General features: G+C 59.3%; 24 protein-coding genes. 13 read left to right on the top strand and 11 right to left on the bottom strand.

Going from position 1 to position 24,435, the window contains the following annotated elements:
- Window positions 1-91 precede the first annotated feature (91 nt).
- Window positions 92-1,069 carry a sensor domain-containing diguanylate cyclase gene (locus tag FB593_RS04580; RefSeq protein WP_186447880.1) on the top strand — a complete coding sequence of 326 codons (978 nt, stop codon included), beginning with the start codon at window positions 92-94 and terminating at the stop codon, window positions 1,067-1,069.
- 22 nt (window positions 1,070-1,091) lie between these two features.
- On the opposite strand, the gene FB593_RS04575 is transcribed toward FB593_RS04580, so the two are convergent.
- A complete protein-coding gene (locus FB593_RS04575) occupies window positions 1,092-1,880 on the bottom strand; it encodes an SDR family oxidoreductase (RefSeq protein WP_145166350.1) in 789 nt (262 codons plus the stop codon).
- Window positions 1,881-2,023: 143 nt separating this feature from the next.
- Here FB593_RS04575 and FB593_RS04570 point away from each other — a divergent pair, with 143 nt between their 5' ends.
- The 4 genes from FB593_RS04570 (at window position 2,024) to FB593_RS04555 (ending at window position 7,140) form a co-directional block, all read left to right on the top strand.
- Complete coding sequence (locus tag FB593_RS04570; RefSeq protein WP_038490406.1) at window positions 2,024-2,944, top strand: cation diffusion facilitator family transporter; 921 nt, start codon at window positions 2,024-2,026, stop codon at window positions 2,942-2,944.
- Between the two features lie 218 nt (window positions 2,945-3,162).
- Window positions 3,163-3,927, top strand: coding sequence for an isocitrate lyase/PEP mutase family protein (locus FB593_RS04565; protein ID WP_145166349.1), 765 nt, complete (start codon window positions 3,163-3,165; stop codon window positions 3,925-3,927).
- 505 nt (window positions 3,928-4,432) lie between these two features.
- Window positions 4,433-6,097 (top strand): electron transfer flavoprotein-ubiquinone oxidoreductase, encoded by a 1,665-nt coding sequence (locus FB593_RS04560; protein ID WP_145166348.1) that lies wholly within the window; start codon window positions 4,433-4,435, stop codon window positions 6,095-6,097.
- A gap of 302 nt (window positions 6,098-6,399) precedes the next feature.
- Entirely contained in the window at window positions 6,400-7,140 is a 741-nt protein-coding gene (locus FB593_RS04555; RefSeq protein WP_003512182.1) for a pentapeptide repeat-containing protein, read from the top strand.
- Between the two features lie 55 nt (window positions 7,141-7,195).
- Here the strand turns inward: FB593_RS04555 and FB593_RS04550 are convergent, their stop codons facing one another.
- On the bottom strand, window positions 7,196-8,212 hold the full coding sequence (locus FB593_RS04550; protein WP_013635768.1) for a zinc-binding alcohol dehydrogenase family protein: 1,017 nt from the start codon (window positions 8,210-8,212) through the stop codon (window positions 7,196-7,198).
- Window positions 8,213-8,315: 103 nt separating this feature from the next.
- On the opposite strand from FB593_RS04550, the gene FB593_RS04545 reads away from it, so the two are divergent.
- The gene (locus FB593_RS04545; protein WP_013635769.1) at window positions 8,316-8,705 is read left to right on the top strand and encodes a winged helix-turn-helix transcriptional regulator; all 390 of its coding nucleotides are present in this window, start codon (window positions 8,316-8,318) and stop codon (window positions 8,703-8,705) included.
- Between the two features lie 120 nt (window positions 8,706-8,825).
- Window positions 8,826-9,662 carry an undecaprenyl-diphosphate phosphatase gene (locus FB593_RS04540; protein ID WP_003512187.1) on the top strand — a complete coding sequence of 279 codons (837 nt, stop codon included), beginning with the start codon at window positions 8,826-8,828 and terminating at the stop codon, window positions 9,660-9,662.
- Between the two features lie 68 nt (window positions 9,663-9,730).
- On the opposite strand, the gene mgtE is transcribed toward FB593_RS04540, so the two are convergent.
- Together mgtE and FB593_RS04530 are read right to left on the bottom strand one after the other, a co-directional pair.
- Window positions 9,731-11,104, bottom strand: coding sequence for a magnesium transporter (gene mgtE / locus FB593_RS04535; protein ID WP_097171704.1), 1,374 nt, complete (start codon window positions 11,102-11,104; stop codon window positions 9,731-9,733).
- 286 nt (window positions 11,105-11,390) lie between these two features.
- Window positions 11,391-12,635 carry an MFS transporter gene (locus FB593_RS04530; RefSeq protein WP_013635774.1) on the bottom strand — a complete coding sequence of 415 codons (1,245 nt, stop codon included), beginning with the start codon at window positions 12,633-12,635 and terminating at the stop codon, window positions 11,391-11,393.
- Window positions 12,636-12,870: 235 nt separating this feature from the next.
- On the opposite strand from FB593_RS04530, the gene FB593_RS04525 reads away from it, so the two are divergent.
- The 3 genes from FB593_RS04525 to FB593_RS04515 all read left to right on the top strand — a co-directional run bounded on the left by FB593_RS04525 (window position 12,871) and on the right by FB593_RS04515 (window position 15,896).
- Entirely contained in the window at window positions 12,871-13,779 is a 909-nt protein-coding gene (locus FB593_RS04525; protein WP_013635775.1) for a diacylglycerol/lipid kinase family protein, read from the top strand.
- A 210-nt stretch (window positions 13,780-13,989) separates the two neighbouring features.
- Window positions 13,990-15,366: an aspartate aminotransferase family protein gene (locus FB593_RS04520; protein ID WP_065688154.1), complete on the top strand. Its 1,377-nt coding sequence runs from the start codon at window positions 13,990-13,992 to the stop codon at window positions 15,364-15,366.
- Between the two features lie 59 nt (window positions 15,367-15,425).
- Window positions 15,426-15,896, top strand: coding sequence for an OsmC family protein (locus tag FB593_RS04515; protein ID WP_019564049.1), 471 nt, complete (start codon window positions 15,426-15,428; stop codon window positions 15,894-15,896).
- A 212-nt stretch (window positions 15,897-16,108) separates the two neighbouring features.
- Here the strand turns inward: FB593_RS04515 and amn are convergent, their stop codons facing one another.
- The 5 genes from amn to FB593_RS04495 all read right to left on the bottom strand — a co-directional run bounded on the left by amn (window position 16,109) and on the right by FB593_RS04495 (window position 19,299).
- The gene (gene amn / locus FB593_RS04510; protein WP_003512205.1) at window positions 16,109-17,614 is read right to left on the bottom strand and encodes an AMP nucleosidase; all 1,506 of its coding nucleotides are present in this window, start codon (window positions 17,612-17,614) and stop codon (window positions 16,109-16,111) included.
- A gap of 102 nt (window positions 17,615-17,716) precedes the next feature.
- Window positions 17,717-17,890, bottom strand: a complete 174-nt coding sequence (locus FB593_RS27465) for a hypothetical protein (RefSeq protein WP_003509979.1) — start codon at window positions 17,888-17,890, stop codon at window positions 17,717-17,719.
- Between the two features lie 10 nt (window positions 17,891-17,900).
- Entirely contained in the window at window positions 17,901-18,083 is a 183-nt protein-coding gene (locus tag FB593_RS27460; protein ID WP_013635780.1) for a hypothetical protein, read from the bottom strand.
- Between the two features lie 159 nt (window positions 18,084-18,242).
- Window positions 18,243-18,839: a hypothetical protein gene (locus tag FB593_RS04500; protein WP_145166347.1), complete on the bottom strand. Its 597-nt coding sequence runs from the start codon at window positions 18,837-18,839 to the stop codon at window positions 18,243-18,245.
- A gap of 121 nt (window positions 18,840-18,960) precedes the next feature.
- Window positions 18,961-19,299, bottom strand: a complete 339-nt coding sequence (locus tag FB593_RS04495) for a DUF2147 domain-containing protein (RefSeq protein ID WP_013635782.1) — start codon at window positions 19,297-19,299, stop codon at window positions 18,961-18,963.
- A gap of 481 nt (window positions 19,300-19,780) precedes the next feature.
- Here FB593_RS04495 and FB593_RS04490 point away from each other — a divergent pair, with 481 nt between their 5' ends.
- Entirely contained in the window at window positions 19,781-20,047 is a 267-nt protein-coding gene (locus tag FB593_RS04490) for a sel1 repeat family protein (RefSeq protein WP_003496982.1), read from the top strand.
- 412 nt (window positions 20,048-20,459) lie between these two features.
- Here the strand turns inward: FB593_RS04490 and FB593_RS04485 are convergent, their stop codons facing one another.
- The gene (locus tag FB593_RS04485; protein WP_013635783.1) at window positions 20,460-21,572 is read right to left on the bottom strand and encodes a pyridoxal phosphate-dependent aminotransferase; all 1,113 of its coding nucleotides are present in this window, start codon (window positions 21,570-21,572) and stop codon (window positions 20,460-20,462) included.
- 159 nt (window positions 21,573-21,731) lie between these two features.
- Window positions 21,732-22,079, bottom strand: a complete 348-nt coding sequence (locus tag FB593_RS04480; RefSeq protein ID WP_013635784.1) for a hypothetical protein — start codon at window positions 22,077-22,079, stop codon at window positions 21,732-21,734.
- A 328-nt stretch (window positions 22,080-22,407) separates the two neighbouring features.
- Here FB593_RS04480 and FB593_RS04475 point away from each other — a divergent pair, with 328 nt between their 5' ends.
- Together FB593_RS04475 and FB593_RS04470 are read left to right on the top strand one after the other, a co-directional pair.
- Window positions 22,408-23,625, top strand: a complete 1,218-nt coding sequence (locus FB593_RS04475) for an NAD(P)/FAD-dependent oxidoreductase (protein ID WP_145166346.1) — start codon at window positions 22,408-22,410, stop codon at window positions 23,623-23,625.
- A 7-nt stretch (window positions 23,626-23,632) separates the two neighbouring features.
- A complete protein-coding gene (locus FB593_RS04470) occupies window positions 23,633-24,433 on the top strand; it encodes an aldolase/citrate lyase family protein (protein ID WP_145166345.1) in 801 nt (266 codons plus the stop codon).
- Window positions 24,434-24,435: the final 2 nt, after the last annotated feature.

The following is a 24,435-nucleotide window of genomic DNA, read 5'->3' as shown; positions in this document are numbered from 1 at the left end:
TATTTTTTCGCAATCGCAAAGTATAAATAAAGGATATATCCTCAGGGAGCTTTCTTAATTGTAGCTGTCGCGTTGTAACCCGGAAGTCCAGATGTCCCGCAAGCAGGCATGTTCCGCCCACCAAGATGTGCCGCCCGGGCCGGAGGTCCTCATTCGCGGTGACGTGGAAATTTTCCATTCCCAGCTTATGAACCTCATGGCGTCATCGCAGCAGGGTTATGCCCTTTTCGATGGCAGCGACGAGTTGCGCTTTGCCAATGCGGCCTTCCGCGAGGCGCTGGGCATGGCTCCGGACGGTTTTCCGAACTGGATGGAGCTGATGCGCGGCGGGTATCGCAGCTCGACAGGAACGGCGGTCGAAACCACCGATTTCGAACTGTGGTTGCGCTCGGCGCGGACAAGGCGCGGCAAGTTGCCTTACCGCACCATCGAAACCAGCCTGAACGATGGACGCTGGATGCTGACGACGGAAACGACGCTGCCGGGCGGCTGGATGTTGTGTGTCGTGACCGATGTTTCCGAGCTTGGCATCCAGTTGCGCGATCTGCGGCAGGAGCGCGACAGGGCGCTGAAATCGGCGCTGAGCGACGAACTCACGGGCCTCGGCAACCGCCGCTATGCCATGGATATCCTCAACCAGATGCTTGGCCCCAACAAGGCGCAGGCGCTTGCGGTGATCATCATGGATATCGACCACTTCAAGGCGGTGAACGACCGTTTCGGGCATGCCTGCGGCGATCTCGTCCTTAAGGATTTCGCCACCCGGCTTTCCGCCGCCATCGGCCGGGACGATCTGGTGGGGCGGATCGGCGGTGAGGAGTTTCTGCTCGTTCTCAGCGGTTCGCGAATGCTGAGCGCGGAAAGCACCATGCAGAAGCTGCTGGCGACGTTGACCGAGGCATCGCCGCTGAGCGATGTGCCGGATTTCCGTTACAGCTGTTCGGCCGGCATTGCCTTTGCCGATCCCGGCGAGAGCGCGAGCGATGTGCTGCGCCGCGCCGACACGGCACTCTACGAAGCCAAGAATACCGGCAGAAACCGCTTCGTAGTCTACGGAGCGGCCTCTTGACCGCTCCGGCGTCTAACCGGCGTCAGTTCGATTTCGCCGCGCCGCCATCCACCCGCAGCATTGTGCCGGTGATGTAGCTTGCCGGAACCGAGCAGAGGAAAGCCCCGGCGGCGGCGAATTCTTCCACCGTGCCAAGCCTGCCTGCCGGAATGCTCTTGACCGAAGCCTCGCGGATTTCCTCCATGCTTTTACCCAGGCGCTTGGCATTGGCGCCATCCAGCTCGTCGATGCGGTCGGTATGGATGCGGCCGGGCAGAAGAAGGTTGGAGGTGACGCCGAAACCGGCCACTTCGCTCGACAATGTCTTGCTCCAGCCCACCAGCGCCCCACGCAGCGTATTGGAGAGCGCCAGATTGGGGATGGGTTCGAACACGCCGGAGGAGGCAACGGTCAGGATGCGGCCAAAGCCCTGTTCCTTCATCTGCGGCAGCAGCGCATTGGTGAGCGTGATGACGCGCAGCACCATCGACTGGAAGAAGCTCTCCAGCTTCTCTGTCGTGATCTCCTGCGCAAGACCCGGCGTCGGGCCACCGGTGTTGTTGACGAGAATGTCAATGCCGCCGAGCTTGTCGTTCACGGCCTGAACCATGGCCTCGACGAAATTTTCATCGCCAAGATCGCCCCGCACCCAGTCGGCCTTGCCCTTGCCGAGTGCATTGATCGTCTTGCAGTTCGCGTCCAGCTTTTCGCTGCTTCTGCCAACGAGAAGAACATTCACGCCTTCATTCGCCAGCGCTGTGGCGATGCCCAGCCCAAGGCCGCGAGAGGAGGCGAGAACGAGGGCGCGTTTGCCGGAAATGCCGAGATCCATGGGTTTTGTCCTGTCTTGTTTGCAGCAGATCAAAGAATCGAAGCGTGACTACAGGCGAAAACCGTCCACAGTTTTCGCTATCCCGCTCCATCTGTGCTGTTTATAGGAAGGCGGCGCCCGCTTTTGAAGGTTAAATACGCGTCATGACCGAACAATCTCTGCTGAAATTCTCAATTGCCATCACGGTTCTTCTGGCCGCGTTCGGCATTGGTGCAGGCCTGTTTTCCGGCTCTTTCGCGGTGGTGTTCGATGGCGTTTATGCCCTGACGGATGCCTTCATGACGGTGCTGGCGCTGCTGGTGGCGCGGCTGATCGCGGCTTCCGCCGCCCCACGGCACGGTGGCCGGCTGGCAGAGCGTTTCACCATGGGCTTCTGGCATCTGGAGCCGATGGTCCTCGGCCTCAACGGCACGCTTTTGATGGGCGCTGCGATCTATGCCCTGATCAACGCCATCGACAGCCTGATGGACGGCGGCAGATCGATCGAGTTCGATTACGCCATCATCGTCACCTTCGTCAGCTTTGCCGTTTCGCTCATCATGGCATGGTTCGTCAAACGCCAGAACCGCAGACTGAAATCGGCCTTCGTGGCGCTGGACGCCAAAAGCTGGCTGATGAGCGCGCTCCTGAGCGCAGCCCTGTTCCTCGCCTTCGCCGTCGGCTACGGGCTGACGGGAACGGCGCATCAGTGGATCGCGCCCTATATCGACCCCGCCGTTCTGGCGCTGGTCTGCCTCATCATCATTCCCATGCCGCTCGGCAATGTGAAGCAGGCGCTCGCCGACATCCTTCTGGTGACGCCGTTTGAATTCAAGCAGCATGTGGACAGGGTAGCGGCCGAGACCGTCGAAAAATTCGGCTTCGCCTCGCACTATTCCTATGTCGCCCGCGTGGGGCGAGGCCGCCAGATCGAACTCTTCTTCATCGTCCCGAAAAACTGGCCACCCCGGCGTCTCGAAGAATGGGACGCGATCCGCGACGAGATCGGCGATGCACTCGGCGGCGAGGGGACGGATCGGTGGCTGACGATTGTGTTTACGACGGATGAGGAATGGGCGGTTTGAACGGGATGTTTGATCTTAGCTGCTTGCGGTACTCATCCTGATTCGCAAGTAGAGGACTCTCGTAATTTTAGACAAAAAGAAATAGGTGCCCGAAAATCGGCGTTCTGAGCATTTTCCCGGTGCTAGTCGTTTCCAGGTAACGGCCGCGGCCTTTAGAACAGGCGACGGCTGATCGAAATTGAGCGAAAGCTCAAAGATAGCACACGGGAGACACCAAAATGAGCAATCAGATTGAACGTGCAGAAAAGTTTCGAAGCTTGCACATTCCGGGCGATCCCATCGTCCTTTATAACATCTGGGATGCAGGAAGCGCGATGGCCGTTGCCCGCAGCGGTGCGAAGGCCATTGCAACCGGAAGCTGGTCCGTTGCTGCCGCGCAAGGCTATTCGGATGGCGAAGAGATGCCGCTTGATGACGCACTGGCGGTCGTCGCTCGAATAATGAAATGCATCGATCTGCCTCTCACTGTGGATTTTGAAGGCGGTTATTCGAGTGATGCTGCAACGGTCAGGCGCAACGTGGGTCGTCTGCTCACCCTCGGCGTCATCGGATTGAACTTCGAGGATCAGGTGGTGCACGGGACAGGCCTCTATGATGTCGATTATCAGGTGGACCGGCTTCGAGCTATTCGCAGCGCTGCCGAAGACCACCGTGTCCCGGTCTTCATCAATGCGAGAACGGACGTGTTTCTCAAGGCAGATGAGGGCATCGATCATGCGGTCTTGCTGGATGAGGTGCTCGCTCGCGGGGCAGCCTATAAGGCGGCAGGAGCAGATGGTTTTTTCGTGCCCGGGCTAAAAGACAAAAAGCTGATCAAAGAAATATGCGACCGCACGACTTTACCGGTCAATGTTATGATATCGGGCGACCTGAAAGATATCCGAGAGCTGGCAGACCTTGGTGTGGCCCGGATCAGTTTTGGCCCCAAGCCATACATCAAAGTGGCTGGAGACTTGGAAAACAGCGCACGCGTTTTTGCCTGAAAGCAACTCTTGCACTGACCTGATCTCATCATTGCTGAGGTCAAAGTCGGAAGAGCGGCGTTAGCCCGGCTGGATCGGCCTTGGCGGAAAAACACTTTGCAGCTCGAGTTTTCGGCCGGCCGGATGGCTGGGAGTGCGAGCTGCAATGAACGGCGGGAAGCGTCCTGACCGCCCTGGCGACTTAGGCTCGGTGCAATCCTTGGAATTGGCAATCCCGTTGCCACCAAATAATGACAAACCTTGACGCCCACCCACGCAACTCCTATTCTCAATCTTACGTGCACGTAAAAGTAATAAAATACTCATCAGGTTGTCTGACAATTGAGTGGCGTGCGACATGTTTTGCCGCTATGGAAGCTCGACAAAGGCGTCGTGCTTTGCGAAGACAGGCTAGGGCGAATGTGTTGTCGCAGACGGGCTTTTCGGCCAGTGCAGGCAACACGGTGCGAATGCCGGAAGCGGATATAACAACAGCCGGATGGGACCGGCGAGGTGAGAGGACAAGATGACGGAAGCGATGGAACTGCCGGAACGCGAAGCGATGGAATTCGACGTTGTGATCGTCGGTGCGGGTCCTGCGGGCCTTGCCGCCGCGATCCGTCTGAAGCAGGTCGAGCCGGAGCTTTCGGTCGTCGTTCTGGAAAAGGGTGCTGAAGTCGGCGCGCATATTCTCTCAGGTGCCGTGGTTGATCCCATCGGCATCGACCGGCTTCTGCCCGGCTGGCGTGAGGAAGAGGGGCATCCCTTCAAGACCGAGGTCAAGGACGACCAGTTCATGTTCTTAGGCCCTGCCGGCTCCATCCGTCTGCCGAACTTCATGATGCCGCCGCTCATGAACAATCACGGCAATTACATCGTCTCGCTTGGGCTGGTCTGTCGCTGGCTGGCGGAAAAGGCGGAAGCGCTCGGCGTCGAGATCTATCCGGGCTTTGCCGCCACCGAAGTGCTTTATAATGAAGAAGGCGCAGTTATCGGTGTCGCCACCGGCGATATGGGCATCGAGAAGAACGGTGAACCCGGCCCCGCCTTCACGCGCGGCATGGAGCTGCATGGCAAATATGTGCTTGTTGGAGAAGGTGTGCGCGGTTCGCTCGCCAAGCAGCTGATTTCCAGGTTTGACCTTTCGAAAGATCGCGAACCGCAGAAATTCGGCATCGGCATCAAGGAACTCTGGCAGGTCAAGCCGGAACACCACAAACAGGGCCTCGTGCAGCACTCCTTCGGCTGGCCGCTCGGTTTCAAGACCGGCGGCGGCTCGTTCCTCTATCATCTGGAGGACAATCTCGTCGCCGTCGGCTTCGTGGTGCATCTCAATTACAAGAACCCCTATCTTTATCCTTTCGAGGAATTTCAGCGCTTCAAGACGCATCCGGCGATCCGCGATACTTTCGAGGGCGGCAAGCGCATTTCCTATGGCGCGCGCGCGATTACCGAGGGCGGTTATCAGTCGGTGCCGAAGCTGACTTTCCCCGGCGGCGCGCTGATCGGCTGTTCGGCCGGTTTCGTCAATGTGCCGCGCATCAAGGGCAGCCATAATGCGGTGTTGTCGGGCATGCTGGCGGCGGAAAAGATCGCCGCGGCTATTTCCGCCGGTCGCGCCCATGATGAAGTGGCCGAGATCGAGGCGGAATGGCGCGACGGCGACATCGGCAAGGATCTGAAGCGTGTGCGCAACGTCAAGCCGCTGTGGTCGAAGTTCGGCACGCTTGTTGGCGTCGGCCTTGGCGGTCTCGACATGTGGACCAACCAGCTGTTCGGTTTCTCCGTTTTCGGCACGCTGAAACACGGCAAGACGGATGCGCAGAGCCTTGAGCCGGCCTCCAAACACAAGCCCATCGCCTATCCGAAACCGGACGGTGTTCTGACCTTCGACCGGCTGTCATCGGTGTTCCTGTCCTCCACCAACCATGAGGAAGACCAGCCGGTGCATCTTCAGGTGAAGGATATGGACTTGCAGAAGCGTTCCGAACATGACGTCTATGCCGGTCCCTCGACGCGTTATTGTCCTGCCGGCGTTTATGAGTGGGTGGAGAAGGACGGCGAGGAGGTCTACGTGATCAACGCGCAGAACTGCGTGCACTGTAAGACCTGCGATATCAAGGACCCCAACCAGAACATCAACTGGGTCCCGCCGCAGGGTGGCGAAGGGCCGGTTTACGCCAATATGTGATCGTGGTGCTAGTCTGCCGGCAACCTTCGTCTTGCCCGGACTTGCCCCGGGCATCTGCAACCGATTGATTTCACGATACGTGGTTGGATCCTCGCGACAAGCGAAAGGATGACATCGCCTGCGCGAGGCATCGAAAGTCTCGTCCCCCCTAGTATTTGTGGATTGCCCTTCGATTTCTTACATATAGGATGTTGGGGTGTTGTAGCTTTGCATGGTCCATGGATTGTGGGTCAGGAATGCGGTAACGCCTTGAATGTGCATATGTTGCGTTTGGGCCGTCGCCCGGCGGCAGGAGTGATGGAATGTCCGGCTTTCAGAGGCTGAATATCGTGCGGAATACAAGGATCGTCGCCGGTCTGGCGGCAGGTATGGTAGTTGCCGTTTCGCTCAGTGGCAGCCCGCTGATGGCCGCCAGCTGCCGCGCCGACGCCATGGCCGGCATCGACTGGCGCGAATGCAACAAGCGGCTCCTGATGCTGGGCGGCAGCAACCTCGATTCGGCGATGCTGTACGGCACGGATTTCACCTATACGGATTTGCGCGGCTCCTCGCTGAAGGGCGCCAATCTTGAAAAGGCGAAACTCATCCGGACGGCTCTTGGAGAGGCGAACCTGCAGGGCGCCAACCTGACGAAGGTGGAAGCCTACCGCAGCGACTTTTCCGCCGCCGACGCCACCAGCGCAAAATTCATCAATGCGGAAATGCAGCGGACCAATTTCAACAAGGCCAAGCTGGACGGCGCGGATTTTACCAAGGCTGAACTCGGGCGTGCCGAGTTTGAAGATGCCAGCCTGTCCGGCTCGAAATTTTCGCTGACCAATCTGTCGCGTGCCAGCTTCCAGGGCGCAAAGCTCGGCGGCGCGGTGGATTTTGCCAACGCCTTCCTGCTGTTGACCCGCATAGAGGGGGTCGATCTTTCCGCCGCCACCGGCCTTGAGCAGAAACAGATCGACATCGCCTGCGGCGATGCCAAGACAAAACTGCCGAGCGGCCTGACGACGCCTGCCGCATGGCCATGCCCGGAAGATCCGGAAGACGATTGACCGGGAAGGGCGCGCTTTATCAGGCGCGCACCTCCCACTTCGTGTGACGTGTAGATCAAAAGCCCGAAAGCACGATCTTGCCCTTGGCCGTGTTGCTTTCAATCAAGGCGTGGGCCTTGATGAGGTTTGCGGCGTTGATGGTGCCGAAAACCTCGGTCAACGTCGTCTTGATCTTGCCGGCATCGACCAGTTCCGCAACGTGATTGAGCAGCTTGTGCTGTTCGATCATGTCAGGCGTCTGGAAGACCGCGCGGGCAAACATCATTTCCCAATGGATTGAAACGCATTTGCGCTTGAACGCCATGGCGTCGAAACCGCCGGCCGGATCGTCGATCAGCGCAAAACGGCCCTGCGGCGCAATGGTCGCCACGCTGTCTGCGGCGTGAATGTCGCTATGGGTGGTCGAGAATACGAAGCCCGGTGCACCAAGTCCAAGCGCTTCCACCTGCGGGGCAATCGGCTTGCTGTGATCGACGACATGATGCGCGCCGAGGTCTTTGGCCCATTGCATCGTTTCCGGCCGCGAAGCCGTGGCAATGACGGTAAGATCGGTCAGTGCGCGCAGAAGCTGGATAGCAATCGAGCCGACGCCGCCGGCGCCACCGATCACCAGAACAGCATTTGCCGCACCCGGAACGGGCTCTGTCACCCGTAGCCGGTCGAACAGCGTCTCGTAGGCCGTGATCGCGGTCAGCGGCAGTGCCGCTGCTTCCTCGAAATTCAGCGACTTCGGTTTGGCGCCGACGATGCGCTCATCGACCAGATGGAATTCGCTGTTGGAGCCGGGGCGGTTGATGACACCAGCGTAAAACACCTCGTCGCCGGGCTTGAACAGCGATACCTTGTCGCCGACGGCTTTCACCACGCCCGCCGCATCGAAGCCCAGCACGCGGGCAGCACCGTTTTCCGGCGCCTGGTTGCGGCGAACCTTGGTGTCAACAGGATTGACCGAAACGGCCTTCACCTCCACCAGAATATCATGCCCCGTCGCCTCCGGCTGCGGCAGGTCGAGGTCGATAAGGGCATCCGTTGCGGTGATGGGCTGGCTCGTCTTGTAACCGATGGCGCGCATGAACAGTCTCCTTTGCTTGTTTGCGTGCCTCTTACTTGATACATATGAACATCGATCGCAAGAATGCACATTTTGTGATGATACATACAAAAAGGATACTGTGATGTCGCGACCGCGCGCCAAGCTTACCGGCAATTTTCCGGGCTGCCCGGTGGAGTCTGCCTTGAGTTTTCTCGACGGCAAATGGAAAGGCGTGATCCTCTATCACCTCATCAACGAGGGCACCCTGCGCTTCAATGAGTTGCGCCGCCACATCCCAAGCGTCACCCAGCGCATGCTCACCAAGCAGCTGCGGGAACTGGAAGAGGCGGGCCTGATTTCGCGCACCGTCTTCCCGGTGGTGCCGCCGCGCGTGGACTATGCGCTGACGCCACTTGGCGAAACCATGAAGCCTGTGATCTCGGCGCTGAAAAGCTGGGGCGACGCCCATGTTGTGTGCAAGAACGGTGCGAAATACACCCTTCATCCCGAGCCTGCGGAGAAGGCGGCCTGAAAAATAACGGGTAAAACCAAGCCCTCCGGCACTTCTTTTTCATGGTGCGATGCAACACGGATTTGCCCGGTTTGATGCATAATGCTGCGAATTCGATTCGCAGCAGGGACATCAAATCACATGAGCATCGGTTGGTTGGAGGCCGGATTTCTCGGCCTTTTGCAAGGACTTACGGAATTTCTTCCGGTTTCTTCAAGCGCGCATCTGAGGATAGCCGGGGAGTTTCTGCCCTCCGGTGCGGATCCGGGTGCCGCCTTCACGGCGATTACGCAGATCGGCACGGAAGCGGCGGTGCTGGTCTATTTCTGGTCCGATATCATGCGGATCGCCGCCGCCTGGCTCCGGCAGAACCTTCGCCTCGGACCCTATGACAAGTCCGATGCGCGGCTTGGCTGGCTGATCATCGTCGGCTCGGTGCCGATCGTGCTGCTCGGCCTGTTCTTTAAGGATGCCATCGAGCATTCGCTGCGCAATCTCTATATCACCGCCGTAATGCTGATTGTCTTCGGCATCATTCTCGGCGTCGCCGACAGGATCGGCAAGAAGCGCTACAAGCTGAACCAGCTGATCTGGCGTGATGGCATCCTGTTCGGTTTCGCGCAGGCCATGGCGCTCATCCCCGGCGTCTCGCGCTCGGGCGGCACCATCAGCGCCGGCCTGCTCTTAGGCTACACGCGCGAGGCGGCCGCACGGTATTCCTTCCTGCTCGCCGTTCCCGCCGTCTTCGGTTCCGGTTTCTACCAGCTGTTCAAAAGCATCGGCGAGGAGAACCCTGTAGGCTGGGGCCAGACGGGGCTTGCAACCCTGATCGCCTTCGTCGTCGGTTACGCCGTGATCGTTGTCTTCCTCAAGCTGGTCTCCACCAAGAGCTACATGCCCTTCGTCTGGTACCGGGTGGTCATCGGCGTCATTCTTTTGGGACTTCTCGGAACGGGCGTTATCAGCGCCGGCGGTTGAGGGGTGCTTGCCCTGTCAAAAACTCTGCAAATGAAGAGGCCCGCTCTTTCGAGCGGGCCTTTTGTGTTTCAGAGCAGCGTGCCGCTGAGGATGACCAGCGCCACCGAGAAGTAGATGACGAGGCCGCTGACATCCACCAGCGTGGCGACGAACGGTGCAGATGCGCTGGCTGGATCCAGCCGCAGACGCTGTAGCAGGAATGGCAGCATGGAGCCGGCAAGCGAGCCGAAGGTGACGATGCCGACGAGTGCGGCAAAGACGGTGGCGCCCACCAGCAGCCAGTGGTCGCCATAATCATAAAAGCCTGCCTGCTGCCAGATGGTCAGACGCAGGAAGCCGATGGCGCCGAGAATGCAGCCGAGCGTCAGGCCCGTCGGGATTTCCCGCAGCAGCACCCGCCACCAGTCCGAAAGCTTCAGTTCGCCGAGCGCCAGCGCCCGGATGATGAGCGAGGTGGCCTGCGAACCGGAGTTGCCGCCTGATGACATGATGAGCGGTATGAACAGCGTCAGCACGACGGCTTTTTCCAGCTCGCCTTCAAAATGCTGCATGGCGCTTGCCGTCAGCATTTCACCCAGGAACAGGGCAGCCAGCCAGCCTGCGCGCTTGCGGATCATGTCCGGAAAGCCCATTGCCATATAGGGCTTGCCGAGTGCTTCCATACCACCGAACTTGTGGGCGTCTTCCGTGGTGTCGGCGATCATGGTGTCGATCACGTCGTCGACCGTGACGATGCCGAGGATATGCGAATGATCGTCAACGACGGGAAGCGCCAGAAGGTCGTGCTTGCGGATGAGCCGGGCAACATCCTCCTGCGACATCAAGGGGCTGGCACAGACGATGCCTTCCTTCGATGCAACGGAGAGAATGGAGGCGCCGGCCTCGCCGGTCAGCAGGCGACGCAGCGTCACGACGGTGGACAGCGTTCCGTCCTGCGCCAGAACATAGATGGCATAGACCGTTTCACGCGACCGCTCGACGACGCGGATGTGCGAAAGGGTCTGTTCCACCGTCCAGCTATCCGGTACGCTGACGAATTCCGTGGTCATGATCGAGCCGGCGGTGCGCGGCGGATAACCCATCAGATGTTTGATGGAGAGCGCGGTTGTGCGATCCAGCCGGGAAAACAGCTTTGCGCGCGGCTCTTCGTCCATTTCCGCCATGACGTCGGCAACGCGGTCGTCTGACATCAGGTTGACGAAGCGGGCGGCCTGGTCAAGCGGAATGCCGGCAATGATGGCGGCTGCGTCATGCAGTTCCGGCCGGTCGAGAATGGCGACGGCCTTTGCCTGCGGCATGGCGAGCAGGGCAGCGACTGCCTCATGCGTATCGAGTGTGTTGAGGTGCTCGACGCGTTCTGCAATGGTGGTGGAACCGGCATTTCCGCTGCGGAGAAGACGTGCGGCCTTGCTGGCTCTCTGGGAGAGGGTGTGGAAGTTCATGATTGCTCACCTTTCCGTCGATTCGCCGATTACGACGAACGCGGTGGTGAGCCGACAGGTGCCGGATCAGTTCCCGTTCGCCGCTTTCGGCAAAGGCAATCGACTACTACTGTCGCTAGACATCAAATGATGCTCCGTTAAAATCCGCGCTGTGCCGGGTCACAGCCTGCGCGTAACGCCGTGTTGCGCCCGAAACCAAAAAGAGTCAAGCGAGCCGATCGTGAAATTTCCGTAAGGTTTATTGCAGGTGCCGGAACGGGTGTTCCGGCCGCTGAAAAACCGGCTTTCAACCGGCTTTTGCGCGCCGTTCGACGGTGACGGACACAAGGAAAACGCCAAGCCCGAGAAGCGAAAGAACAGCGCCCACATAACCGGTGGAGGCATATCCATAGCCCATGGCGATGACCATGCCACCAAGCCATGCGCCGAGCGCGTTGGCGATGTTGAAGGCGGAGTGGTTGGAGGCAGCCGCAAGCGTCTGCGCATCCGCTGCCACATCCATCAGCCGCGTCTGCACGGCGGGGCAGGCGGCAAAACCGCAGCCGATCAGAAAGACGCAGAGACACATCATGAACGGGTCATGCGCCGTCATGCCGAACACGGCCATGACCACCACGTTAAAGGCGAGCATGCCGCCGATCGTGCCGTTGAGCGAGATATCGGCCAGCCGCGAGCCGACTACATTGCCGACATTCATGCCGATGCCGAAGAGGGCGAGGACCATGGAGACGGTGGAAACCGGCATCATCGCGACATCGGTGGTGGTCTTGGCGATATAGCTGAAAACCGAGAACATGCCGCCGAAACCGACCGACGCGATGGCGAGCGTCAGCCACACCTGCACGCGGCGGAAAGCCCCGAGTTCACGCCAAACGCTGGCACCTTCCTCTACCCTGTCGCGCGGCTGGAACAGCCACAACAGGGCGACGGTCAACAGCCCGATGCCGCCGACCAGCATGAAGGCCGCGCGCCAGGAAAGCATCTGCCCGAAGAAAGTGGCAAGCGGCGTTCCAAGCAGCGTGGCGATGGTGAGGCCAAGCATGACGCGGCCAACGGCGCGGGCACGTTTGTGGATTGGTGCCATGGAGGCGGCCACCAGCGCTGCAACGCCGAAATAGGCGCCGTGCGGCAGGCCGGTGATGAAGCGCAGCACGGTGAAGCTCAGGAAATCAGGTGCGACTGCGCTTAAGATATTCCCGAGTGCGAAAAGTCCCATGAGGCCGAGAAGCAGGGTGCGCCGCGTCATGCGCGCAGCCAGCACCGCGATGATGGGCGCGCCGATGACGACACCCAGTGCATAGGCCGTGATGACGTAACCTGCCTGGGGCACCGTGACGCCATAGGTCGTTGCGACGTCAGGCAGCAGGCCCATGATGGCGAATTCGCCGGTGCCGATGCCGAAACCGCCGGCGGCAAGCGCCAGTTCGATGAGTGCGACGGCAAACGGCGTCAGTGCCACGGCAGGCCTTGCCGCAACAACGGTTTCACTCTCCGCCTCGAGGCGGGCTTCCGACAAATTCGAATGGCTCATTGCGACCTGAAAAGGGGGAGGACCCCACAGAAAAAAGGGCAAGACCGTATGGGAACGGCCTGCCCTGACTGGAGATGCGCGGTCATGAAAATGACCTTAAGTGATATCTAACATGAAATGATGCATTGCGGTAGAGCGATTCTCGGCAAAAGAGCATCTTCACGCGATGGTGTTTGGAACCCTATATAACCCCAAGCATTTACGCGCGGCTGCCTCACAGGATCAGGTTGGAAATATGAAGCTCATTGCAATTTTCAATCGTGACGGCGGCACCTTCCGCACCACGGATATGGATGCCTACTGCGACCACGCCCGCGAGGTCTTTTCCCGCGCCGGCCACACAATCGACTGCCGCGTGGTCTCCGGCAAGGAAGTCGTAGAGGAGATGGAACGCGCCGCCGATGAGCCTGATATCGAAGGCATCATTGCCGGCGGTGGTGATGGAACGATTTCGGCCGCTGCCGGTATCGCCTGGAAACACGGCATCGCGCTCGGTATCGTACCGGCCGGCACCATGAACCTGTTCGCCCGCTCGCTGAAGCTGCCGCTCGATATCCGCCACGTCCTGGAGACACTGGCGAATGGCGAGATCGCCAATGTCGATATCGCCAGCGCCAACGGCCGTCTTTTCGTCCACCAGTTTTCCGCAGGCCTGCATTCGCGCATGGTGCGCTATCGCAACAACCTCGCCTTCGCCTCCCGCCTTGGCAAGATCAAGGCAAGCGTCCGCGCCGCCATCAGCGTCATTCTCAATCCGCCGGTCTTCGAGGTGGAATATACGGTCAATGGCAAGACGCAGCGCCGCAAGGTGTCTGCAATTTCCGTCTCCAACAATGAATTCGGGCAGAACTCGCTTCTGGTCGCGGATAATGTCTCGGGCGGCCATCTCGGCTTCTATCTCACCGATCCCCTGCGCCCCTCGGGCGTCGCAAGGCTCGCTTTCGACATCCTGCGCGGCAAGCTGAAGGAAAACGCTGCTGTAACGGCCACGACCGTCACGGGTGTGGAACTTCATTTCCCCAAGAAGCGCCATGACGTGCGCTGCGTCATCGATGGCGAATTGCTGCCGATGGAGCGCGACGTGGCACTTGAAGTCCATGCCGGCGAATTGAAGGTGCTGGTGGGGCGAGGGGTCTTGGCGTAGCGCACCACCTCCATAACGGTGCAATCGAACCTGCTTCAAGATAGCCGCTCGTTTCTTCTCCCCGGCGGGGAGTAGAAACAAGCGGCAAGGCCGACTCATCGTCTCGATCCCCCAAAAAACGCCAGTCTTGCCAAATCGAAGCCGCCCGGCCATGTTCGGTCGGGTGCGGCTCCGGAAGGCGCCGTCGTCTTTGCGGGAGTGCGATCTGTCATGAATGAAGTCTCCAAGCCGGTGTCCAACCTTGCCGCCATCGATGCCGCCCATCACCTTCACCCCTTTTCCGATATGGGTAAGCTGAACGCGAGCGGCACCCGCATCATCGAGCGTGCAGAAGGCGTCTTCATCTATGACAGCACCGGCAAGAAGTATCTCGACGCCTTTGCCGGACTATGGTGCGTCAATATCGGTTACGGACGCCGCGAGATCGCCGATGTCGTGCAGCGCCAGATGAACGAACTGCCCTATTACAACGCCTTTTTCGGCACTACGACACCATCAGCCACACTTCTGGCTCAGAAGATCGCTTCCCGTGCCGGGCCGAAGATGAACCATGTGTTCTTCACCAATTCCGGTTCGGAAGCCACCGACACCTGGTTCCGTATGGCGCGTGTCTACTGGAAGGCGCTCGGCCATCCGACGAAGACCAAGGTGATCGCTCGCCGCAACGGCTATCACGGCTCTACGGTCGCTGGCGCTTCGCTCGGCGGCATGAAGTGGATGCACGAGCAGGGCAATCTGCCGATCGAGGGTATCGCCCATATCGGCCAACCCTATTGGTATGCGGAAGGCGGCGATCTCTCACCCGCGGAATTCGGCCTGAAGGTGGCCCGCGAACTGGAAGCGAAGATAGATGAGCTCGGTGAAGAGAATGTCGCGGCTTTCGTGGCGGAACCCATTCAGGGCGCCGGTGGGGTCATTGTGCCACCGGAAACCTACTGGCCGGAAATCGCCCGCATCTGCAAGGCGCGCAACATTCTGCTGGTGTCCGACGAGGTGATCTGCGGTTTCGGCCGCCTCGGTTCCTGGTTCGGCTACCAGCATTTCGGCGTGGAGCCGGACCTCGCGCCCGTCGCCAAGGGCCTGTCATCCGGTTATCTGCCGATTGGCGGTGTCCTCGTTTCCGACCGCGTGGCGGATGTGATGTTGTCCGAGGTCGGTGATTTCAACCATGGCTTCACCTATTCCGGCCACCCCGTCTGCGCCGCGGCTGCTCTGGAAAATATTCGTATCATCGAGGATGAGGGGCTGGTGGAACGGGTGCGGGATGATATCGGCCCTTATTTTTCGCAAGGCTGGAAAAGCCTCACCGACCACGAGTTGGTGGGTGAGGCAGTGAATGTCGGCCTCATGGGTGGCCTGCAGCTTGCGGCCGACAAGGCGACCCGCAGGCGTTTTGCCAAGCCGGATGACATCGGCACCGCCGTGCGCAACCATTGCCTGGCAAACGGCCTCGTCATGCGTGCCACCGGCGACCGCATGCTGGCCTCACCGGCGCTGACGATCAGCCGCTCGGAGGTGGACCAGATCATCGAGACTCTGCGCAAGGGGCTCGATCACCTGCGCGATACACCAGAGCATTTCCAATAAAAGCGCGTAGTTGTTTTACGTGCGGGAAATGCGACAAAAAACTCTAAGGGAGAAATGAAATGGCAGGACAGGAACATCACTATGCCGTTCAGGTGAAGTGGACCGGCAATCGCGGCAAGGGTACCTCGGGCTACCGTGACTATGAACGCGACTACACGATTTCCACGTCCGGAAAAGCGGATATCGCCGGCTCTTCAGATCCCGCCTTTCGCGGCGATGCCTCCCGCTGGAACCCGGAAGACCTGCTGGTTGCCTCGCTCTCGGCCTGCCACAAGCTATGGTACCTGCATTTCTGCTCCGTCAACGGCATCATCGTTGAAGACTATGTCGACAATGCCGACGGCACGCTGGTTATGGAAAAGGATGGAGCGGGGCAATTCAGCGAGGTGGTGTTGAAACCGGTCATCACCATCTCGAAGGGTGATCTTGCGCGGGCTGATGAGCTGCACCACGATGCCCACGACAAATGCTTCATCGCCCGGTCGGTGAATTTTCCCGTGCGTGTGGAGGGGACGGTGAAGGTGGTTTGAGACGGATGTAGGTGCGTCCCCAGCGCGCGTAGCGGATTATTTTGCTCGGCCCAAATTCAACGTCACCCTCGGGCTTGACCCGAGGATCCATAGTCGATCGCTGGTGGATCCTCGGGTCAAGCCCGAGGGTGACGACGGAGAGGTTTCCAGCCTTTGCAGCGCCTCAAGGTGTCTGAGCAACATCACCACCTTGAGGACATGGATGCGCAAATTTACTGGAACGCCGTCTCGTAGAAGCTTCTGAGCTTGCGCGAATGCAGCGTTTCCGTTGGCATGGCGGCGAGTTTCTGCACGGCGCGGATGCCGATCTGCAGATGCTGGGCAACCTGCGTGCGGTAGAACTCCGTCGCCATGCCCGGCAGCTTCAATTCGCCGTGCAGCGGCTTGTCGGAGACGCAGAGGAGGGTGCCGTAGGGCACGCGGAACCGGAAGCCGTTGGCCGCGATGGTGGCCGATTCCATGTCGAGTGCGATGGCGCGCGATTGCGACAGGCGCTTGACCGGGCCCGCTTGGTCGCGAAGCTCCCAGTTGCGGTTGTCGATCGTGGCGACGGTGCCGGTGCGCATGATGCGCTTCAGCTCGAAGCCCTCGTAACCGGTGACTTCCGCAACCGCACCTTCCAGCGCCAGCTGCACTTCCGCCAGAGCCGGGATCGGCACCCAGACCGGCAGGTCGTCGTCCAGAACGTGGTCCTCACGCACATAGGCGTGTGCCAGCACATAATCGCCAAGGCGCTGGCTGTTGCGCAGGCCGGCGCAATGGCCAACCATCAGCCAGGCATGCGGGCGCAGCACGGCGATATGGTCGGTGATCGTCTTGGCGTTGGAAGGGCCGACACCGATATTGACCAGCGTAATGCCGGCATGGCCCTTTTTCTTCAAGTGATAGGCTGGCATCTGCGGCAGGCGGCCAAGCACCGCATCCGTATCCGGCCTGTCGGAACCGGCGGGGGTGATGATGTTGCCCGGCTCCACGAAGGCCGTGTAGCCTTCGCCACCATTCTTCATCAACTGCCGCGCCCATGCGGCGAATTCGTCGATATAGAACTGGTAGTTGGTGAACAGCACGAAGTTCTGGAAATGGCTGGCGCTCGTTGCCGTATAATGGCTGAGGCGGGCCAGCGAATAATCGATACGCTGTGCGGTGAACGGCGCAAGCGGCGCGGGTTCGCCGGGCACCTGATCATATTCGCCATTGGCGATGAGATCGTCGGTGTTGTTGAGATCGGGGGTGTCGAAAAGATCGCGCAACGGCACGTCGGACAGCGAGGATGCCGCCGCCGCCTCGACATAAGCGCCTTCGCCAAAGGCGAAATGCAGCGGAATGGGCGTGGCCGATTCGGCAACCGTCACCGGAACGCCGTGGTTCTTGATCAGAAGCCCCAGCTGCTCTTTCAGGTAGTGGCGGAAAAGCTCCGGCCTGGTGATCGTCGTCGTGTATACGCCGGGGGAGGTGACATGGCCATAGGAAAGGCGCGAATCGACATGACCGAAAGTGGATGTCTCGAGGCTGACCTGCGGATAACAGGCGCGGTAGCGGCCGGTAATCGGCGCACCCTTGGCAAGTTCGGTGAAGGAGTTGATGAGGAACGCCGTATTGCGTTCGTAAAGCGCGGTCAAAGCCTCGACAGCTTCTTTCGGGTCCGTGAACGTCTGCGGCGCGAAAGGCTCGGGGCTGATGAAGGAGAAGGGCGGAATCGTTCGTTTTGCTATTGTCATGGCCCATTATAGGAGGCCTATTTCGACAGGCAAGCGACAGAAATACGAAGAAACTGAAAAGAAACGGAAAAATGGCTGCGGCAAAGGGCGGGCGGTGAAATCTCAGCCGAGCGCGCCGCGTTGCAGGCTCATCAGCAGCACGAAACCGGCGCCCTTTGATGCCGGGCGGGGATCTGCCTTGTAAACTGCAAGCCCCGCCACCGGGCCTAGAAAGATCGATGCCATCAGCACCAGTCTCAGTGCGGAAAACAGGCCGTTGGAAAAGCTCGTCGTCATCGGCCGGTCCTCACAGCACGACGGGGCAATTGGCGGCCGGTGCCGGGCTGTGCTGGCAGGCAAGCGCCGCACCCGCATTCACCCGCTGAAAGCTGCGGTTGGGATTAACGACGAGCGAGGCGAAGGACATGGCGAAGATCGCCATGAGAAACGCGAAGATTGCCAGCCGGCTGATCAACTTTGTCATGTCCATTCCCCTTTATTGGAGTTCATGGACAGAGTTTTGCCACACTCGGACTGAACGCACCCTGAGACCCCGGTTCATATGGTGTTCAGGGAGATTAACGGGATACTTCCAGTGTGAATTAGGGCGGTGGCTGGCTTCAGCGGCCTCAAATTGCCTGCTTTTGCATCACGCCGGAGAGGCTACCGCACGGGCTGTAAGTTCGTTGACGAGGCCATCGAATGCTTGGGGATTGGCGATGTCGACGATCGGGACGTGATGGTGTCGCGCGGATGCCAGCATTTCGGTATTTTCGCGCAAGGACCGCTCAATGAAGGCGTCCATGATCCGGCGCTGGCCCGCCGTCGCATCTTTATATCCCGCATGCGCGCGCATTCTGTCGGAGAGAAAGTCATTCTGTGCGTGAAGAAAGACCCCGGCAACCGTTCTGCCCAGCAGGGGCGCTATAAATTCCGGCCGCAAGGCCGCGCCCTCGAAGACGACGATATTGCCGGTGCCTGTCTTGCTTTCGATCAGCCTGCGCACAAGCGGCCAGATATTCTGGTGATGCACCTTCAGAAACCAATGGATCGTTTCTGCCGACAGCTGCCTGTAATATTCCTCCACAGGCGCGGGTATGCCCGGCCATGGCCTCCCGGGGTGGCGTGCCAGGCTGTCGGTTGAAATTGCCTCGCAGTGGAGCTTTTCGCTTAACAGGCCGGCTAGGGTGCTTTTGCCGACATGGGACGTACCCGAAATCAGGATTATGGAAACGGCGGTAGGCATGCGTCGCTCTTAAGAGTGTTCGTTCGGGTCGCGACGATACATCAACGGATATATGCGTTACACACGACGTCCGTCTGCGACGACGGACAGGCTGTTACAAGCCTGTCCGCCGCATCTTATCTCACAACCGCGTCCAGGTCTGGGATTTGCACAGGATTTTCAGCACGCAGCCCTTCATACTCAGCGAATTGCCGGAAACGGTGCCGGAGCCGCTATAGGTCTTGTCATTGGCGGGATCGGTAATATCGCCCGAATAGCTGTTTCCCTTGCCGGAAAGCTTGCCGATCTGTTTTCCCGCATGTTTGCCTGTCTTCAGCGTCACGCAGAAAGCTGCGCCGCAGGGGCCGATTACGGCTGTCTCGCCGCTCGCCGTCTTCCAGTTGCCTTCAATAGGCTCAGCAGCAAAAGCAAGGTTGCTGCCGATCAGCAGGCCTGCGGCAATCATCATCACACGCTTCATAAAAACTCCTCCGTCCATGTCGCGCTTTCTTTGCCCGTTTCGTCCTCCGCACGGGCATGCGGATAGTATTTGACGTTCACGTAAAAGGAAACAGAAAATTCCAGCTGCGAGACGGCATTTGCGTCGGTCAGGAGAGTGGGAGAGGGGCAATTCGAAAAACCGTTGTTTGGATCGTGGTGAATGAAGGGTTGAAATCCAATTCTAAAGTTTTCGTAAAATTCGCTCGAAAGTCCTTAATTTCCGCACCTCGTGATATTTAACAAAAACCCAATTTTACCAATCGTTTGCAGTTTGTTTGCGGCCCATTAATCATGCCTTTTAAGCGCCCGTTGAAAGCCTCATGACATATTGGGGTCATCAAAAGCGCAGGGAAAACCTGCCGGCCGGAAGAACAAAAAAGCCGCAAAAGACGGCAGTTCCAAAGGTTAGCCTCGACAAGAAGGCAATTGATGAAACAGGCGAGAAGACAGGGATTAAAACGATGGCACGCTTTGAAATTCGCGATATCGAAATGGCAGTTGCCGGTGGCGAAACCCGCGCCGACACCCTTTGCAATCTCGGCCTGGTCTATGCGACCGGCCGGGGATGCAAGGTGGATCTGGTCGCGGCCCACAAATGGCTCAACATCGCCGCGATCCGCGGATCGGAAAGAGCCGCTTCGCTGCGAGCAGATCTTGCTCGCAACATGACCAAGGCGGAACTGGCCGAAGCGCTGCGTGCCGCACGCGACTGGATGACGATGCACTGACGCACCTTATCCGCGACAGAATTTCCGGTCCGGTTCCCTCCAGTCCCGATGACCGGTACAAACGAAAGTAAACCCGAAGGGGAATGCGGCGAGGGCTTTGAAAAGGAGCTTTTGCGCTGACACATCAAACCGCGACCGGCAGGAACAAGGCCGGCGCGGTTTTCTTATGTCTGGCGATGTCGGTTGATGGAAAACGATTCGCGAACAGTGGTTTGTCAGAGGATGTTGAATCGATGCACGCAATGGTCGATTGCACCATATGCCGCCTGGCTCGCCACCCTCATCCCTTTGCCTGCCACGGGGATCCAGTCGGCACACGTCCGTGTGGCGAGAGATTCCTCTCAGCCCAAGGACTTGGGCTGGCTCGATTCCTCGTGACAAGAAAAGGAATGAGGAGAAGGCAAGCGAAACCTCAACCCAGCGCCTTGATAACCTTCGGCAATGCCTGTTCAAAAAGATCAAGCTTGTCATCAGGTCCCACACTCACACGAATGCAGCGGTTGAGCGGCGCCACGCCCGGCATGCGGATGAACACGCCATGTTCCATCAAGCCGTCGACGATGGCGCGGGCGTAAGTGCCGTCGCGCTGGCAATCGATGGTGACGAAATTGGTTGCCGACGGCAGGGGCGAGAGGCCGTTACTGCGGGCAATCGCGGAAATGCGATCTCGAGCCACCGCAATTTTTCCAACGACGTCATGCAGATAGGCCTGATCCTTCAGCGCCGCCAATGCGCCGGCGACCGAAACGCGTGCCATGCCGAAATGATTGCGGATCTTGTCGAAGGCTTCGACATTGCCGAGCGTGCCGATGGCATACCCCACGCGGGCGCCGGCAAGCCCATAGGCTTTCGAGAAAGTCCGCATGCGCAGGATGTTCGGCTGGCCGATAAGGGCATCGATGCTTGGCACGGCGCTGGCAGGTGCGGTCTCGCAATAGGCCTCGTCCAGAATGAGCAGGCAGGTTTCCGGCAGCGCACGGGCAAAGGCCACTACCTCGCTTGCCTCCCACCAGCTTCCCATCGGATTGTCGGGATTGGCGAAATAGACCAGCGGTGCATTTTCCCGGATGACGAGATCGAGAAGCCCGTCGAGGTTCTCGTGATCGTCGACATATGGCGTGGTCACGAGTTTTCCGCCAAAGCCGTTCACATGGTAATTGAAGGTAGGATAACCGCCGAGCGAGGTGACCACCGGCGTTCCCGGCTCAACGATTAGCCTGGCGATCTCACCCAGCAAACCATCGACACCGCCGCCAATGGCGATATTGCCACGCGAAACGCCGTGGTGGATGGCGAGTGCTTCCTTCAGTTCGAAATTTTCCGGATCGCTGTACATCCAGGTCTCGGCCGCCGCATCCCGCATGGCCATAAGCACGGATGGAGCAGGACCGAACCCGCTTTCATTGGCGCCTATCCGCGCTTCCACCTTCAGGCCGCGGCCCCGCTCGATGGCTTCCGGGCCGACGAATGGAACGGTTGAAGGAAGAGAGACGGCAAGCGGCGTAAGACGTGAGAAAGCGGACATTGGCTGAGATTTCCAGTACCTGTTTGAAAACCCGGCACACAATAGGTGCAAAAAAACCGGACGCAAGTCGCGCCCGGTTGCCGGATGGCTGTTTTGGAGCAGTTTTTTCAACCGTCGCGCCGTGAGAGAAAAACTCGGCCGCGAATCGGCCGATGCGGCTCAGACGCTGGTCTCGAAACTCAGCCTGCGCACATGGTGCAGGAATTCCGCGTCGATCAACATGTTGAATCCGATGGTGACCTTTTCCTCTTCCCTGCGGATCAGGTTGCAGCCGATCTCATCGCGAATGCCGAGAATTTCCAGATAGAAGTTAGTGGGCATCTCCAGATGCGGGCTGACCTCGATCTCTGCGCCGTAAAGCGAGATGCTGCGCACCAGGCAGCGCATGGTATCCTTGGCGCTGAGGTGATGCCCGATGAAGGTGATCTTTCCGGGCCGGTCGATCTGAAACTTCTCGTATTGTTCGTCCTGCGGGACGCTTTGACGGTGATCAATATGTAAAGCCATGACAACCTCCCGGATTGCCTTTTCCTGATGCCGATTTTAACGCGGCTTCCTTGCCAGTGCGTGAAGGAAATCCGCGCAATTGTCTGTTCTGCGTCTCGACATGGGCCAGACCGCCTGTCGGAAGCCGATGTTTCCCTTGAGGAAATGCATCCGGCTCCTTCCGGTTGCAAGGGTGTCGCAGTCTGGGGTGATAATGTGTCATACTTGCACCGGGCTGGTGGCGCTGTACGGTTGACGCGGGCCGTACTTGGCGTTACGCCTGATCCCGGAATATGGCTTCGCAGTGTGCGGCAAATCTGCCCATTGGCGATTGTTCTGGGAGTGGAATGTGGCGGGAAGGCTGGTAATCGTCGGGGCGGGGCAGGCCGCTTTCGCGCTGGCTGCAAAGCTCAGGGCGCTGAAGGATGAGCGCCCCATCACCATCATCGGCTCGGAGGATGCCTATCCTTATCAACGGCCGCCACTGTCGAAAAAATACCTTTTAGGCGAGATGAGCTTCGACCGGCTGATGTTTCGCCCTGAGGAGTGGTACGCGGAAAACAATGTCGATATCCGGCTCACCACCTTCGTGGAGGAGATAGACCGCGCTGCCAAATCCGTTCGCATGCAGGATGGCAGCACGCTTTCCTACGACAAGCTGGTACTGGCGACCGGTGCTGCACCACGCGAGCTGCCCGCCAGCATCGGCGGCGATCTCGAAGGGGTTCTGACCGTCCGCGACAAGCGCGATGCTGACCGGCTGTTTGAGGAAATGAAACCCGGCCGCAGGCTGCTGGTTATCGGCGGTGGTTATATCGGTCTGGAAGCGGCAGCCGTCGCCCGCAAGCTCGGTCTCGAGGTCACGCTGATCGAAATGGCCGACCGCATTCTCCAGCGCGTGGCGGCAAAGGAAACCGCCGATATCATGCGCGGCATCCATCAGGAGCACGGCGTCTCCATCCGCGAAAAGACCGGCCTCGTGCGGCTCGTCGGCATGGATGGCCGGGTGGCCGCTGCCGAGCTTTCCGATGGTTCGGTGCTTGACGTGGATTTTGTCATTGTCGGCATTGGCGTAACCCCGAACGATCGCCTTGCCCGCGAATCGGGCCTCGATGTCGGCAATGGCATCGTGGTGGATGAACACACCCGCAGCTCGGACAAGGATATCCACGCGGTGGGCGATTGCGCGTTGCTGCCGTGGCGGGGCCAGCTTGTGCGTCTCGAATCAGTCCAGAACGCGGTTGATCAGGCCGAGGCCGCCGCTCATGTACTGGCAGGCGCTGAAGTCGCCTATGATGCCAAACCCTGGTTCTGGTCGGATCAATACGAGGTAAAGCTGCAGATCGCCGGCTTCAACCTCGGTTACGACGAAACTGTGCTGCGGCCCGGCGCGCGCGAAGGCAGCTGGTCGGTCTGGTATTTCCGCGACGGGCGATTCGTGGCGGTTGATGCCGTCAACGATGCCAAGGCTTATGTTTCCGGCAAAAAACTGCTCGATACCGGCGCTGAGCCGGATCGCGCCATCCTGGCGGACCCGTCCGCCGATCTGAAATTACTGCTTTCCTGAGGACATCATGCCCGCTCCCGAAAATCGTTTCAAAACAGCCATTCACGCCGGCAGGCCGCAAATCGGCCTCTGGCTCGATATGGGTGAGGCCATCACGGCAGAAATTGCCGGAACAGCGGGTTTCGACTGGCTGGTCATCGATGGTGAGCACGGCCCGAACGATCTTCGCAGCATCATCGACCAATTGCGCGCTCTCGCCACATCGCCCGCCGAACCGGTGGTGCGTGTGCCCGTTGGCGAAAGCTGGATGATCAAGCAGCTGCTGGACGCAGGCGCCCGCACGCTTCTGGTGCCCATGGTCGATTCGGCGGCGCAGGCTGAAGATTTGGTCAGCGCGATGCACTATCCGCCGCGCGGCATTCGCGGCATGGGGGCAGCGGTTGCCCGCGCCTCAGCCTTCAACACCATAACCGATTATGCCGACAGTGCGTCCGACAGCGTGTGCCTGCTGGTGCAGGCCGAAACGCGCGCCGCGATCAATGATCTCGACAATATTCTTGCGGTGGAAGGTGTGGACGGCATCTTCATCGGCCCGGCCGATCTTGCTGCGGATATGGGCTATCTCGGCAGGCTCGACGAGCCGGAAGTGCAGGCCGTAATCGAGGCAGCGATCGTCAAGATCGTCGAGGCCGGCAAAGCTGCCGGCATTCTCACCTTCAACGAGACCTTCAATCGCCGTTATCTGGAACTCGGTGCATCTTTCGTGGCTGTTGGCGCCGATGTCACGGAGTTTTCCAATACACTGCGAGCGCTTTCCAGCCGCTACAAGGGCGGCGCAGCGCCTGCGCCATCCAAATCGGGATATTGAGT

Source organism: Rhizobium sp. SJZ105, from assembly GCF_007828365.1.
Classification (GTDB): domain Bacteria; phylum Pseudomonadota; class Alphaproteobacteria; order Rhizobiales; family Rhizobiaceae; genus Agrobacterium; species Agrobacterium tumefaciens.
This window is presented reverse-complemented; position numbering and strand designations above follow the sequence as displayed.